The sequence below is a fragment of the Paenibacillus jepli genome, from assembly GCF_047238105.1.
Taxonomy (GTDB): Bacteria; Bacillota; Bacilli; order Paenibacillales; family Paenibacillaceae; genus Paenibacillus_D.
The window spans coordinates 1,126,664-1,140,668 of sequence record NZ_JBDFMD010000001.1; the positions used below are offsets into that span (position 1 = coordinate 1,126,664).

A 14,005-nucleotide genomic window follows, 5' to 3' on the forward strand; every position below is an offset into this window, starting at 1 on the left:
CCTTTGCGTGTTGCAACCTGTACTATGACTCCTCCAGCAGACGCTGCGCCATCCGCGCAGCCTTCTCCAGCCGCTGCCGGATCTGCGGCCATGCCTCACGCCGAGCCCGATGGATAACCATATCATGCGCCTTCCCGCGGATCGTCAGCGCACCGGCATCGATCCGGATCCGCTCCAGGCCGCACCGCTCGTGAAACGAGATGACTTTGCCGTTCTCCTGGGCGGTATTGGAGAAGATGCTATCCAAGCCTAGTTGCTCGAATGCCACATGAAAAGCCAGCCATACACTTGCCGGCGCAGCCGGCGCGGCAGGCAGGATGATCCAGCGCCCCCAGTGGCCGACGCTGCCGGCAATGTCATAGACGGCGATCGTGCCCAGCGGCTCGCCGTCCATGCGTTCGATACAAAAGTAATAATCGTCCTCCCGCTGCAGGTACTCTGCCAGCCACGCCTGATGAGCCGCATAGTCGTCGCCGATGTCGCCGATGTACTGCGCGAGCTCGGGCATCCGGCGAATGCGGTAGATGAAAGCTGCGTCTGCTTCTGTCACAGGGCGAAGCCGGACGCCGAAGCGCTGTACCGTGATCGCCTGCTTCATACCTTCACCTCGACGATCCGCACCAGATCGTCAAGACTCTCGATTACGGCCACTTCCTGACTGGTAAAACGGATATTGAATGTTTCCTCCAGGGAGAGGATGAGCTCCATATGCTTCAAAGAATCCCAGCTGTCCAGCAAGCGCCGCTGCGGGTTGTCGTCGGCCTGCAGGGGGATTTCCAGCACACCGGCCAGCAACTCCCCAACCTGCTGCCGCAATTCCCGGTTCATTGCACCACCTCCACCTTCGCAGGATGACGATCGTTCAGCTTTTTTACCACTCGCTGCAACTTCTTCACCTCATATTTGCCGCCGGCAGCCTGGCCCAGGCTCGAAGCCCATGCTCTGGCAGGCGCATTGCGCGGGCCTTCGCAGCTGTCAATGATGAGCCACTTCACCTCGCGGGCCGCCAGCAGCTCCAGCGTCCGGGCCAGCACCAGCGACTCGACGCCCCGGCCGAGCGCCCTGCAGCTGAATACGGTCTCTACCAGCCTGGCCTCCCTGTCCCCGATCCGGCAGACCAGCGCGCCGATGATGCCGCTGTCGGACAGCTGATCCGATAGCGCCGCTGTAACTGTGATATACCGCCCGGGATCCATCATCTCCAGCGCTTCCTGCTCGGTTATCCGGCGCAGCGCGAGATTGAACTGGTTGGTCTTCTGGCTCATGTCATACAGCCTTGCAGCATGAGCCCGTTCATTGACATGCAGCCGCACCACCATCTTCAGGCTCGCCAGATAGGACAGTTGATCCTTTGCCCCCTGCCGCATCAGCTCGCGTTGCTGATTGGCCTTGATATCCGTCGTCCGGGACGCCGCTTCGCCGTCCGGGCGCAGCTGATACAATCCCGGGTAGTACGCCAGCTTATCCAGCGTCTGCCCGCCTTCCGACTCGGCCCGCAGCAGGCGAACGTCCGGCTGATGCGCAGCCATCTTGAGCAGCTCGGCGGGATTGTCGTCGATGAAGAGAATCGCCGACGGATCGATGTTCAACTGCCGTGCCAGCTCATTAAGATTGTCCGGCTTGCTCCGCCAGTTGGCTGCCGTCGCGGCGAAGTCCGTCCAGCGCAGCGGGAAGTCGGCGCGGTGCTCGAAGAGCTCGCGGACATCGGCTTCCTCGTTGCGGCTGCAGATCGTCAGCAGCATTCCGGATTCCCGGAGCCGTGAGAGCAGTCGCTGCAATGCCGCATGGCCTTCCGTCAGGACGACACCGTCTGCTCCGTCTTCGCCCAGCACTCCACGATAGAGCGTGTCATCGAGATCCAGCGCCAGCGCCTTCAGCCGCGGCTGCAGGGCCGATGGCAGCAGGTGAACCCCGATGTGGCGGGCGATATTCAGCGTCGCCTCGCCGGAGAACGGATAGTTGCTGGCCGATTCATTGCGGGGATCGAAGAACGTCTCCGATTCGCGGCTCAGCATCCTCAGATCGATCAGCTCACAGCCCGGCTGCCCCGCCACCGCCGCAGTCAGATGGTCGTTCAACGCACGGAAGCGCTCGGAGTCGCGGGTGCGGAAGCTGAACAGCCGCTCGTCCGCAGGCGACGTCTCCGGCCAATTGTTGACCCAGATCGTACGTTCTGTCTGCTGCCGCAGCTTCCGGATCCGCTCGGTCAACCAGCCGGCAGCCTCCTTTGGTTCCATGGATCCGGTATAGATCCGCCAATCCAGCCAGAGCAGATAGCTGTCTTGCGGCTCCGTGCCGCCGATGCCGGTCAGCGCAGCATCATAGTCCGAGTAGGTACAGCTTACCGAAGCACCCCACAGACTGCAGAAGACCGGCAGCCAGCGGCCCACAAATTCGAAGGGCATGGTCCTGTCGATACGCAGCTTCAGCACCCGGCTGGCCGTCAGCTTGGGTGCAGTCAGCAGCGCTGAACGCGACAATCTCCCGCCGAGCAAGATATCGGCAGCGTCCAAATGATCCAGCCCAGTGCTCACATGTAACCCCCTTCCGGCAGCCCACTGCCATTTAGTCTTTTCAATGTCTCCGCTTAGGCGTACAATCCGAGCTCCTGGCCCCAGCCTTTAATTTTCGTCAGATACGTATCCAGCAGGAAAGCAGGCTTCTGGCCGTCCACGCCCCAATGCAGCTGCAGGTATAGACTGCGCTCAAGCACCCGTTGCAGATACGCCATCTTGTACAGACGAACGGGATCTTCTTCGAAGACGATGCCAAAGCCCTGCATTTCGTTCGCGTACAGATGCGAGCAGCGCTCGATCACCGCATCCTCATCCTTCCGCCAATCCTTGCGGTAAGCAAAAAATACGCCGGCGAGATTAAACAGATCAAACCAGCATGGAGCAAACCGCGCCCCCTCCCAGTCGATGAACTTGATCGTCCACTGTTCTTCGGCAACATTGGCGCACCCCATATTGGGGGTTTGCAGATCGTTGTGGATGATGCTCTGACCGGCCTGCAGCAGTTGAGGGAAAAATTCGGGTCCTTTAATCAGTATTTTTTGCAGCATCGCGTAACTGTCCTGCAGCCGTTCCTTGAGCTCTGGACGCTCCATCGCCTTATCCAGATAAATCAGCGTATCTTTATTCGTTTTTTGACGCTCCATCGCCACCTTCGCAGACTGGTAGATCGGCAGCCATTCCGCGAACCTGTCCCACTGCTCATAGAATCGGTCGTTATAGGTCTTTGCATGGAGACGGGCCAGGGACGGTACAATCTTGCCGAAATGGTCGGGTGTAAATACAACCTGCCCTTTCAACTGCGGCACATATTCCATAAACACCCAGACATCGCCTGTTGCCGGATGCGCATCGATCAAACAGATGTCCGGCATAACCTCGGAGAGCAGCTTGCTTGCATGTCGGTACATATTGAGCTCATTTAAGTCCTGACCCGCTACCGGCGCCTTGAAGATCTTCAGGATAAGCGGCTGGGACTGTGCGCCCCTCTTGATCTCCAGCTTCCAGATGGCGCTTTTGACCGTCTCCTTCAGACACTCCATCGATTGGTCTTCCAGGACGACAGGCGTCCCCAGATAAGCGCCGATCCGATCCGCGTACCCTGCCTCCCGCCATCTGAGGCTGATCTCGCCGAGCGGCGGCGGAGCGGCGGCGGCCCGTCTGGCAGCTTCGAGACCTTGCTGGAATCCGTCTTCCTTGCCCTTCTGATATCCGGCAGTTCGGCCATGTTGATAGCCCTCCGGATCATACGCATTGGTCATAGGCATACATCCCTCGCTCTACTGTACTCCTCCCATCTTATGTGGAGGGGCAGCCGAGTGCTACTCGCTCAGCGCGGTCATTGCCGGGCATGTTAATGGGGAATGGTATACTGGGTAATAACGCATAGGGAGGTGGTTCGCATGAAAAGAAAAGGCTGGTTGATCGGATGCTGGATGCTTCTGCTCCTGTGCGCTGCTGCCTGCAGCGGCAACAGTGACGAGCCGATGAAGCTGCCGCCGGAGCCGACGCCGGAGGAAGTGCTGCATGACCTGCAGCACGGTTACAGCGCTCTGCTCGGGCTCCCGGTAGGGGTCCAGCGCGGAGAACAGTTCCTTCTTTAGTACAACTTCAATAATTTGCTCAGCACCCGGATTTTCTCAAGATAAACAGCGAGCAGCTTGGCATCCTTCTTGCCTGTGACCGCCCAGCTCAGCTGAAGATAGATGCCCCGCTCCAATACGCGCTGGAGATAGGCCATGCGGTAAAGCACGAGCGGCGGTCTGTGAAAGACGACTCCGTGCTTCTCCATTTCCTGCGCGTAGAGCTGCACCGCTGACTTGGTAATTTGCTCCTCCTCGTTTTTCCACTCCCGCCGGTAAGCAAGGAAGACGCCGATCAGATAGACGACATCGTACCAGCAAGGAGCGATCTTGGCTCCTTCCCAGTCGATCAGCTTGAGCTGCCAATCCGCCTTGCCTATATGGTTGCTGGCCATGTTGGCTGTATGCAGATCGCCATGAATGACGCTAAGCCCCCTCCGGGTTACTTCCGGACAATAGTCCGGCCCCTTCTCAAGCAGGTGACGGAGCATCCGCTCGTATGGAGCGACGATCTGCTTCACATTCGGCTTTTTCATCGCTTCCCTCAGATAATGCAACGTATCGCGGCGCGTCTGCTCGCGCTGCTCCCGCATAGCTGCGCTGTCGTACCGGGGCATCCAGTCGCCGAATTTGGCGACATGGGGAGCCAGCCTGTTGCCATAAGTCGCTGCATGCATCCTGGCCAGCATGGGGAGAATGCTTGCAAAATGCTTGGGTGTATAAACCAGTTGTCCCTCGACCGGCTGCACATATTCCATCACCGTCCAGAGATCGCCGTGATGGAGGACATTGCGCTTGCTTGCATAGATATAGGGCATAAATGGCTGCATGACCTTGCGGGCGCGCCGATAAATGTTTTTCTCTACGGTGCTCTCCGGTCTTTTCCGCCGGAGTGGCTTATGCACCTTTAGAATGAGGACAACAGGCTTATTTTCTGAGATAAGGGTTAGCTTCCAGATACTGCTCTTGTACGAATCCTTGATACACGTCATCTTATTGTCGCTAAGAACAGCACTTTTGCCGTGCCGTTCCTTCCACACGTCACCCGCCTCCAGGCGGTCCCAGTACTTTCTAATCATCGCTTCCGTCACTTCATACTTGTGTTTATCTCTTCTGCGTCCCACCTGCACCCCTCCCCGTTCTTCCCCTATATCTTATGTGTGTACACAAGCTCTCGTAAGGTCATCTGGCCCTGAGACGGCAAAGATTGGGTACTTGCGGGCACCATTCGTCCATGCATGCAGCAGCAGCTTATCATAGGGTATGGCAGGAGCATCATAACGGGGAGGTATTGACCCATGCAGCTGCCCTATGTAGGCATTCTACTGGATCCCAAGACATACTGGGGCATACCCGCGGCACGAACCGGCAGGGAGCACATTTCGTTTTATGAGGAAGCCGGACAGGTCTACAATGTCATACCGTGTTATTTTCGGCTGGCAGACCTTCGCCCTGACGGTACTGTGCTGGCATATGTGAAGCGGGACGGAGGATATCGGCGGGAGTGCATGCCGATCCCCGAAGTCATCCATAACCGGTCGATCCAGCAGACAGCAGCGGCCAGAAGGCGGCTCGCAAACCTTAAGCGATCAGGCAAGCTGGTCTTCAACGGGTGGAATCGCTACAGCAAGCTCTACATTCATCAGCTGCTGATGCTCGATGAGCAGTTGCGGCCTCATCTGCCTGGCACGATGGCGGCTACGGCAGAGACGATCCGGGAGATGAAGATCTATTATGACTCGCTTATCTTCAAGCCGGACAACAGCAGTATCGGGCGCGGAGTGATGAAGCTCGACCGCACCCAGTCAGGCTGGCTGCTTACTTATCCCCAGCGCGGGCGCTGGCTTACCCGGACCTGTGCAGCTGTATTGCCGCTGCCGCTCAGACGCGGGATGAGAGCGAAGCGTTACATGGTGCAGCAGCGGCTGCCCCTCGCTACCTACCAAGGCTCCTCATACGACCTGAGAGTGTCTGTGCAGCGGTGCAGCAGCGGCGACTGGACGATCACCGGGATTGCCGCCAGAGTAGCTACGGCGGGCAGCCCGGTTACCAATCTAGCCAGAGGCGGCCGTGTCTACCGGCTGGAGGAGGTGCTCTCTCTCCTGCCCGAGTCCGAAGTCATCCGCATCCGCAGCGAGATCTCGGACTTCTGCCTCCGGGCTGCTGACCATCTGAGCAGACACCTGCCGAGCCTTGCCGACCTCGGCTTCGATATCGGACTGACAGCGCACGGGTTCCCCATGTTCATCGAGTGCAACGGCAGGGATCTGCGATACAGCTTCCAGAAGGCCGGCATGCTTGAGGAATGGCGCCGCTCCTATGCGCACCCCATCAGCTATGCCCGCTATCTGCTCGACCAGCGCCGGTAGTTCCGGGTCGTAAACAGCACCGCTTGTCCATTCGCCGACCTGCCGCCAGAGGAACCGGGCTGGACAATGACTGCTGCCACGTCATGCCCTTCACGGTCCTTGCCGCGCAGAAGCTGGGAGGCTTGCGTAAGAGCCCTTGCTCAAAGCCACATGAGTGCCGCTCAGCCATACCCGCCCCGGCTTGCCTGAGCGCACCCGGGCGATCCTGAGCGGCGCGATGCTCGCTGCCACCGACTGCTGCAAGCGGGTCATCGCCCGGAGCTCCCGCTGCAGCGCGCGAGCCGAGTCAGGCGAGCAGGCCGCGACATCAGCCACACTCTCGAGGATCCGGGCCAGCGCCAGCTGGCTGCGGGCAAGAGAGGCCAGCAGCTCCAGCTTGGCCTCCCGCTCCCGGCTTAACAGATTCATCTACTTGTCACCTGCCTCCATATCAAAGCCGCCTCCGAATAGCCCACCCATCCCGTCCATGGTATCGCCGCCGTCTGCATCATGGCGCAGTACGACCTTAAGCATGCTGCACATCCCCTGCCCCATCTTCGAGAGACCATCGATAACTTCGATCAACTGGTCATGGATTTCCATCGTATCTTTAACCAGCTGCTGCTGACTGGCAAATGCATCGCTCCGAACATGGTTGCATATCCAGTTGCGCGTTTTTTCCGCTTCTACCGCCTTGGCTTCCAGGATCTGTGCCATATTGGATTGCAGATTGGCCGACGATTCCAGCACTCGCAGAAACGCTTGTTCACGGCTCATGGCGCCTTCGCTCCTTTGTCCGGATTATTCATCGTTGCCGCCATCCAGCTCTTTCATTACATGAGATAACTGATCGGCCAGCGTTTCTTCCAGATCGGCCAGGCTATTCAGGTAGCCAACCACGCTTTTGGTGATCAGTTGGACGTTCTCTATGAGCTCAGGCACCCCTTCAAAGGCGGGATCCTGGTCAGGCAGGGCGTCTATGACCTCTCCCATCCGGACGGCGACATGGCGTTCCGCGTCCAGGATGCGGGCCAGATACCGTTGAGAAGCCGACAAATGCTCGATGACTTGATCGATGCTGTGCTCCATCTTGTTAAGGCACCTCCCTGCGTCATGTCTCTTACATAGCATATGCGCAGAAGAAGCGGCTGCTACAGTGTCTTTCCACAGCACCGACGATTAGCAAGCAAGGGTAATGGCTTAAAATATGATATAATGAAAGGCACATTATGCCTTACCTTGAAACGGGGATGACACTGATGACTACTAACCATTCACATAGCGAACCAGAGATTACCGAGGAAACGGTCCAGCACAAAACCTGTGTCTCCTGCGGGTTGAGCAAGCCTGCCCATGAGTTCCTGCGCAGGACCGGCAAGCGCTCGCGTCAAGGCGCAAGGCGCGGGACATGCAAGGAATGCCGCCAAGCGCAGTCTTCCTCCTCTGCTTCGGCACCAAGCCCTTCCCCAGAGGAGCAGGAGGCGCCCGCACCAGTCAAACGCTCGAGTTCAGGCAGATCGCGAGCAAAGAGGAAGAAGCGAGCGGGTGTTAACGGATCAGACGAGATACTAGACATAGCCTCTGATGCAGATAAACCTGAGGATCATCAGGACTTTCCTGCGGATCCGGGTACAGCGGATGCGACACTTGCGGAGCAGGCACAGCCCACCCAGGGCGACGGCTCGATATGGGGCGCAGGCGGTCCTGACGCTTCTTCTCCCCGGGATGAAGAGGAAGCGGATAGCCAATCGCCACGCAAGCCACGCAAGCGAAAGCGAAAGCGCAAATCGAAGGCGTCTCCGCTTGTGCCGGCTTCTCCCGCCGCTCCGCGCGTCAAACCGGTCACCTCGAAGAAAAAATTGCCTCAGCATGCGTCTCTGATGCAGGTGGAGACGCCTGATGTCTCCGGACTGCGCACGACAAAGCGGGGAGTCGTCTGGATGCGCGGAAGGACAGAGAAAGGCCGGCGCTGGCATCAGGAGACGGACCTCGAAACGGCACAAGTCCTGGTCAGAGAGCACGCAGCGGTGATTTTAAACCCTTTTACTGTTCAGCGACTGTACAGTAATAAGACGTTCCGCAGCTATATTCTGACAAGGGACCGTTACACCTGTTATTTTTGCGGCGGGTACGGCGACACGATCGATCATCTGCTGCCGCGTGCCAAGGGCGGCCACACGACGCCTCTGAACTGCGTGTGCGCCTGCAATCTGTGCAACCAGAGCAAGGCTGACCGCGATATGGACGAGTTCATGCAGAACTTTGTACCGCCGGTGAGCGAATAAGATCACAAAAGCCGTCCGCAGGGCGCCGGTTTCGGCACGACGAGACGGCTTTTGTATGAGCCTGTAGCTGAGGGATCAAAAGGTCGTACCAACAGCAATCCAATTAAGCACGCCTGACGGCTGAGGGCTGATCCGGGTACGGATGATCGTGACGACGGCTCCTGCCACCGACTTGGACTTGATGATCGCGTAACAGGCAGGATGGTCCGTCATTGCCGTAAGCACATAGGCATGGCTGTTGAATGGCGTACGGAAGGTAAGATAGATGTCAACCTGCTCCTCCTGCTCGGAGAAGCGGTATTCCGTCAGACCGTAATGCTGCACCACATTGCCTTGCGGAGAGCTGCTGATGACAGGTGCAAAAGCCAGTTTGGCCGGCGTGATAGCCCCATTCTGCACATGCTTATCCTGGATAGCTCCGGGTTCAAGATGCTCCGCACCGACCATGCCTTCCGCTAACTGGGCGCTTCCGACCGATCCGGCAGCCAGTTTATCTCCCGTCACCGCTCCATCGGACAGTTGCCGGCTGCTCACGCAATGATCAGCAAGGTGTTCCGTTCGGATACTGCCTGGGGCCAGTTCTGCAGGCTTCAGGAGACCCGGTGCCAGTTTGGCTGCCGTTACGGCCCCGTCGCTTAGCTTATTCGTCGTTACGGCATGGTCCGCTAGTTTACTAGTGGAGACAGCGCCGTCCCTCAGCTTGGCGCTATCCACCGCCTCCGGCGCCAGCTTGCTGCCGCTGACTGCGCCATCGCTCAGCTTCTCCATCGTCACTGCGCTGTCTGCGAGCTTCGTAGTGTCTACAGACAACTCACGCAGCTTGCTGTTGTCTACCGAGCCCTCTGCCAGTTTGGCTGCTGTGACCGCTTCATCAGCCAACACAGACGTGGCCACGGCCCCCTCTGCCAGTTCAAGAGCAGTGATCGGGCTGCGCTCCATACCTGCCAGCGCATCAAACTCCCGCAGTGTCACATATCGTTCGGCCAGGTGCTCGTCGCTGATTGCTCCAAGTGCGATCTGCAGTCCGGTGATCGATCCTTCGGCCAGCTTGCTGCCCGTCACTGCGCCGTCACTGAGCTTGCTGGCATCTACGGATCCAGCCGCCAGCTTGCTGCCGGTCACCGCACCGCCCGCCAGTTTCGCCGTCGTCACCGCGCCGTCTGCGAGCTGCGATGTGTCCACAGCTTTGTCACTGAGCTTGCTGCCATCGACTGCGCCGGTCGCCAGTTTGCTCCGGGTGACTGCTTCATCGGCCAGAACAGTCGTAGATACGGCGCCCTCTGCCAGATCCAGCGTAGTGATCGGCTCGCGCTCCGCAGAGGTCAGCATATCATAATCCTGGAATGTCACATAACGCTCTGTCAGATGCTCGGGGCCGATCGACCCTGGCACGATCTGTTGTCCGGTGATCGATCCATCGGCCAGCTTACTGCCCGTCACTGCGCCGTCACTGAGCTTGCTGGCATCTACGGATCCAGCCGCCAGCTTGCTGCCGGTCACCGCACCGCCCGCCAGTTTCTCCGTCGTTACCGCATGATCTGCGAGCTTCTCGGACGTAACGGCACCGCGATCAAGCTTGGATGTGTCGATGACTTGATCCACCAGCTTGCTGCGGTCCACAGCACCGGGTGCCAGCCTGCTTCCCTCCACAGCGCCCTCTGCAAGCTTGCTGGCGGTGACTACTCCCTCGCTCAGCTTGCCTGTCGTTACCGCGTCGTCTGCCAGCTTCTCCGTCGTTACCGCACCGCCCGACAGCTTTGATGGGCCGACAGCTTCGTCAGCCAGCTTGCTGCCATCGACTGCGCCAGACGCCAGTTTGCTCCGGGTGACCGCCTCATCGGCCAGCACAGTCGAAGACACCGCTCCCTCGGCCAGATCCAGCGTATTGACCGGCTCGCGCTCCCTACTGGCTAGGTGATCGAATTCCCGCATCGTCACATATCGTTCTGTCAGATGCTCCTCGCCGATCGTTCCAGCCGTGATGTGCTGGCCGGTTACCGCTCCTGCTGCCAGCTTGCTGCCGGTTACCGCTCCGTCACTCAGCTTCTCCATCGTTACTGCGCCATCGGCCAGTTTCGCTGCATCCACGGCTTCGCCAGCCAGCTTGCTGCCGGACACCGCTCCGTCACTCAGCTTCTCCGTCGTCACTGTCCCATCGGCCAGTTCGCCTGTCGTGACGAGCCGCGGCGCAAGCTCGGGCCGGATCGCATATTCCCGCTGGGTGACATAGCGTTCCGCCAGTTGTTCTTCGCCGATCGCTCCCGGCAGGATATGCCTTGCCTCGACCGCTCCTGTCGCCAGTTTGTCGGCGGTGACAGCGTCTTTCATCAGGTGCACCGTCTCTACCGCTCCGGCAGCCAACTCTTCCTCGCCGACACTGGCAGGCGCCAGCTGCTGCCGACCCACGCTGTGCGAGCTGAGCTTGCTGCCCGGGATGACGCCATCCTTGACTTTCTCAAGTCTGAACACATCCTCCGACAGATGCTGGACGTGGATGGTGCCTTTTTTCAGGTGGAAGCCCTGGATTGCTTCTGCCCGGATGTGCTTGCCGGAGATAGATTCCAGCGCGAGCTGCTCGCTCTGCACAGCCTGAAGGGCCAGCTTGTCGGAAGTTACCGCGCCCGCAGCCAGAGCGGTGGTCTCGACAGCCCCCGCGGACAAATGGTCAGCCCCTACTGACTCTGCACTCAGATGCGTGTGGTTGACGGACTTCTCTGTTAGATGCCTGCTCTCCACGGCTCCGGCTGCAAGAGCTTTGCCAGTGACGGACTCCGGCCGGAGCGTCTCCGAACCGACCGCCCCTTCTGCCAGATGTCGCAGCGTGACGCTGCTATCCGCCAGCTTGCTGCTGCTCACCGAAGCATCCGTCAGATGGGATTCCCGGACAGATGCTTCGGAGAGATGAATCCCCAATACACTGCCGGCTGCCAGATGACGCCCGGACACCGCTTCTTCCGACAACTCTTCCGGTCCAACGCTTGCCAGCGCCAGATGTCCAGCCTGGATACTGCCCTGCCTCAGGTGGCGCGAATGCACAGCCCCGTCTGATAGCTGCGCCGCGCCTACCGCCCCAGCCTGCAACTGCTCGGTGCCGACCGCATGATCGGCGATATGCTCCGTCTCGACCGCTCCGTCCCTCAGGTGAATGCTCTCCACAGCCTGCAGTCCCAGCTTGCTCGCGGTAACGCTGGCTTCGCCCAGCTTGGCTGAAGTAACTGCGCCGTCTGCGAGTTTGTCTGTGGCCACACTCTCCGGAGACAGCTTGAGCGAGCTAACGACATGATCGGCCAGATGATGCGAGAACACGGTGCCCGGGCCGATGTGACGCTCCGTCACGCTCGCCTCTGCCAGTTTGGCCGACGTCACCGCACCGTCTTGAATCGTAATCGTCCCTACCGATTCAATCGTCAGATGAGCGGTCTCGATGATGTCCGGCTGCAGGTGCCGGCCGGACACGCTGCCCTTGGCGAGCGCTTCGCCTCCAACCGCTCCTTTCGTCAAATGATACGGCCGGATCGACTCGGCAGCCAATTTATCAAAGGTCACCGCTTCGTCGGCTAGATGATGCGACTGCACCGCCTGCCTGGCGATGGCCTGCGCATGCACGCTGCCCTCCGCCAGCTTGCTCTCTCCTACTGAATCATCCGCAAGCTGAGTCATACCGACCGCCCCGATACCGATATGCTCTTCCCGGACAGCCAGAGGTGCGATGTGCTCCGTATGAACGCTCGCTGACTCCAGATGGCCCGGTCCGACTGCCTCCGGCAGGATATGCTCGCCCCCGATGATCCCGTCAGTCAGATGAAGGCGTCCGACAGAACCGGCAGCCAGCTTGTCGGCAGTGACGCTGGAGCGTCCAAGATGTCTGCCTTGCACGGCTTCGTTACTGAGCTTCTGCGGACCGATGCTGGCATCGGCTATTTTAGAAGAGGTGACGCCATGATCGGCGATTTTGATCGTCGTTACCGATTGATCCGCCAATTTGCTCGATGTCAGACTGCTGTCGATAATATGGACGGTACCGACCTCACCGGGTGCGAGATGCTCGCTTCGGACGGCGTTTGGCTGCAGATGCTCCTTTGATATGAGTCCGGCTACGATTTTGTCCTGGGTTACGCTTCCCGCTTGCAGCTCCCGGCTTCCGACGGCGCCCTCCTCGAGATGGCTTGCCGCTACGGCGCCCGGAGCCAGATGCTTTCCCCCGACTGCACCATCCGCGATATGATCTGCCAGCAGCACGCCTTTCTTGACATGCGTCCCATCGATGGTTTCCCGATCAATTTTAATACCCGTCACGGCGCCGTCCCTGATCTTGGATGACGTGACCGCTTCTTCAGCCAGCTTGGAGGTGTCGATCGCTTCGTTTGCAACATGTCTGGCTTCAATCGCTGCGTTCTGCAGCTTGGCCGAAGGAATCGAGCTGTCCTCGAGCTGTTCCCCGCTCAGACTGCCAATGGCCAAATGTTTGGCTTCGATCGACTTTTCAGCCAGCTTGGCACCATGGATCGCCCGGTCAGCCAGCTTCTCTGAGTTGATGCTGCCATCCTTGAGCTTGTCGCTCGTAATCGAACGGTCGCGGATCTTGCTGCCGGATATCGCATTTCGGGCCAGATGCTCACTGGTGATGCTCTCCGAGGCAAGCTTGGACGCGGTTACCGCCCGGTCCGCAATATTGATACTCTCCACCGCGAAGTCTGCGATCGTCTGGGTCAGGATGCTGCTCTTGCGCAGCTTCGAGCTATCGATGCTCTGGGCTGCCAGCTTCTCCCCCGTCACGGCTCCGTCTGCAAGATCATCCGTGTAGATGATCGGGCCCGGACGACGAGGCGTCCGTCTTTCCTCAACCTTTGCTGCCCGCTCTGCATCACCTGGGCTGGTCAGCTCTGGCAGCCGTTCTGCTTGCTCTTCCTCGTTCGGATTCGCATCCTCTGCTCCCCTGCTGTTCTGCTCATCATCCTGCACGGATGCTTCTCCGAGTACAGACTCCTGGGCGGAGTCTTCATCCTCCCATACCGGGGCTTGCTGCGTATCGGCATGGATGACCTCAGCGTCCGCTTCCGCCACAGCATGATTGATCGTGACCGGCTTGAGTTTATCCGGACTTGCCTTCACCGATGGACTGATGCCGGCAGACGGGGGAATCTGCTTTTTCTTGGCCAAATCATCGAGCCATTTCAATTCAGATTTTTTCGGATTATCCACATAAAACAACGGTTTGCGGTTCCTCGCACTCTTTCCTCTCCTGCTTTTAGCCATAGTCCACTCCTTCTTCCCAC

General features: G+C 59.0%; 12 protein-coding genes. 3 read left to right on the forward strand and 9 right to left on the reverse strand.

All coding sequences use genetic code 11. The features are described 5' to 3' along the window. Nucleotides 1–22: 22 nt before the first annotated feature. The 4 genes from ABC336_RS05200 to ABC336_RS05215 are packed head-to-tail and all read right to left on the reverse strand — an operon-like array spanning nucleotide 23 to nucleotide 3,775. Entirely contained in the window at nucleotides 23–598 is a 576-nt protein-coding gene (locus ABC336_RS05200) for a GNAT family N-acetyltransferase (RefSeq protein ID WP_413237656.1), read from the reverse strand. Then, entirely contained in the window at nucleotides 595–828 is a 234-nt protein-coding gene (locus ABC336_RS05205; RefSeq protein WP_413237657.1) for an acyl carrier protein, read from the reverse strand. Before ABC336_RS05205 ends, ABC336_RS05200 begins: the two co-directional genes overlap by 4 nt. Continuing rightward, nucleotides 825–2,534, reverse strand: a complete 1,710-nt coding sequence (locus ABC336_RS05210) for an HAD-IIIC family phosphatase (RefSeq protein ID WP_413237658.1) — start codon at nucleotides 2,532–2,534, stop codon at nucleotides 825–827. The genes ABC336_RS05205 and ABC336_RS05210 overlap by 4 nt, the downstream gene beginning before the upstream one ends. Nucleotides 2,535–2,587: 53 nt before the next feature. Continuing rightward, a complete protein-coding gene (locus ABC336_RS05215; protein WP_413237659.1) occupies nucleotides 2,588–3,775 on the reverse strand; it encodes a phosphotransferase in 1,188 nt (395 codons plus the stop codon). Between the two features lie 141 nt (nucleotides 3,776–3,916). Between ABC336_RS05215 and ABC336_RS05220 the strand changes: the two genes are divergently transcribed. Continuing rightward, nucleotides 3,917–4,117 carry a hypothetical protein gene (locus ABC336_RS05220; RefSeq protein ID WP_413237660.1) on the forward strand — a complete coding sequence of 67 codons (201 nt, stop codon included), beginning with the start codon at nucleotides 3,917–3,919 and terminating at the stop codon, nucleotides 4,115–4,117. On the opposite strand, the gene ABC336_RS05225 is transcribed toward ABC336_RS05220, so the two are convergent. Beyond that, entirely contained in the window at nucleotides 4,114–5,220 is a 1,107-nt protein-coding gene (locus ABC336_RS05225; protein ID WP_413237661.1) for an aminoglycoside phosphotransferase family protein, read from the reverse strand. The two genes, ABC336_RS05220 and ABC336_RS05225, sit on opposite strands and share 4 nt — an antisense overlap. 174 nt (nucleotides 5,221–5,394) lie before the next feature. Here ABC336_RS05225 and ABC336_RS05230 point away from each other — a divergent pair, with 174 nt between their 5' ends. Continuing rightward, a complete protein-coding gene (locus ABC336_RS05230) occupies nucleotides 5,395–6,465 on the forward strand; it encodes a YheC/YheD family endospore coat-associated protein (protein ID WP_413237662.1) in 1,071 nt (356 codons plus the stop codon). Between the two features lie 90 nt (nucleotides 6,466–6,555). Here the strand turns inward: ABC336_RS05230 and ABC336_RS05235 are convergent, their stop codons facing one another. From ABC336_RS05235 to ABC336_RS05245, 3 genes are read right to left on the reverse strand one after another with little or no spacing between them, the layout of a single operon-like run. Further along, the gene (locus ABC336_RS05235) at nucleotides 6,556–6,873 is read right to left on the reverse strand and encodes a hypothetical protein (RefSeq protein WP_413237663.1); all 318 of its coding nucleotides are present in this window, start codon (nucleotides 6,871–6,873) and stop codon (nucleotides 6,556–6,558) included. After that, nucleotides 6,874–7,221, reverse strand: coding sequence for an alpha-helical endospore appendage domain-containing protein (locus tag ABC336_RS05240; RefSeq protein ID WP_413237664.1), 348 nt, complete (start codon nucleotides 7,219–7,221; stop codon nucleotides 6,874–6,876). 24 nt (nucleotides 7,222–7,245) lie between these two features. Then, nucleotides 7,246–7,533 (reverse strand): nucleoside-diphosphate sugar epimerase, encoded by a 288-nt coding sequence (locus ABC336_RS05245; protein WP_413237665.1) that lies wholly within the window; start codon nucleotides 7,531–7,533, stop codon nucleotides 7,246–7,248. A gap of 170 nt (nucleotides 7,534–7,703) precedes the next feature. Between ABC336_RS05245 and ABC336_RS05250 the strand changes: the two genes are divergently transcribed. Continuing rightward, complete coding sequence (locus tag ABC336_RS05250) at nucleotides 7,704–8,729, forward strand: HNH endonuclease (RefSeq protein WP_413237666.1); 1,026 nt, start codon at nucleotides 7,704–7,706, stop codon at nucleotides 8,727–8,729. A gap of 75 nt (nucleotides 8,730–8,804) precedes the next feature. Here ABC336_RS05250 and ABC336_RS05255 read toward each other — a convergent pair whose 3' ends face one another. Next, a complete protein-coding gene (locus ABC336_RS05255) occupies nucleotides 8,805–13,985 on the reverse strand; it encodes a WIAG-tail domain (RefSeq protein ID WP_413237667.1) in 5,181 nt (1,726 codons plus the stop codon). Between the last annotated feature and the right edge of the window lie 20 nt (nucleotides 13,986–14,005).

Excerpts from the sequence above, each read along its gene's own strand:
- ABC336_RS05205 (WP_413237657.1), bottom strand. The coding sequence starts at position 828 with ATGAACCGGGAATTGCGGCAGCAGGTTGGGGAGTTGCTGGCCGGTGTG.
- ABC336_RS05200 (WP_413237656.1), bottom strand. The coding sequence starts at position 598 with ATGAAGCAGGCGATCACGGTACAGCGCTTCGGCGTCCGGCTTCGCCCT.
- ABC336_RS05220 (WP_413237660.1), top strand. The coding sequence starts at position 3,917 with ATGAAAAGAAAAGGCTGGTTGATCGGATGCTGGATGCTTCTGCTCCTG.
- ABC336_RS05255 (WP_413237667.1), bottom strand. The coding sequence starts at position 13,985 with ATGGCTAAAAGCAGGAGAGGAAAGAGTGCGAGGAACCGCAAACCGTTG.
- ABC336_RS05250 (WP_413237666.1), top strand. The coding sequence starts at position 7,704 with ATGACTACTAACCATTCACATAGCGAACCAGAGATTACCGAGGAAACG.
- ABC336_RS05240 (WP_413237664.1), bottom strand. The coding sequence starts at position 7,221 with ATGAGCCGTGAACAAGCGTTTCTGCGAGTGCTGGAATCGTCGGCCAAT.
- ABC336_RS05230 (WP_413237662.1), top strand. The coding sequence starts at position 5,395 with ATGCAGCTGCCCTATGTAGGCATTCTACTGGATCCCAAGACATACTGG.
- ABC336_RS05245 (WP_413237665.1), bottom strand. The coding sequence starts at position 7,533 with ATGGAGCACAGCATCGATCAAGTCATCGAGCATTTGTCGGCTTCTCAA.
- ABC336_RS05235 (WP_413237663.1), bottom strand. The coding sequence starts at position 6,873 with ATGAATCTGTTAAGCCGGGAGCGGGAGGCCAAGCTGGAGCTGCTGGCC.
- ABC336_RS05215 (WP_413237659.1), bottom strand. The coding sequence starts at position 3,775 with ATGACCAATGCGTATGATCCGGAGGGCTATCAACATGGCCGAACTGCC.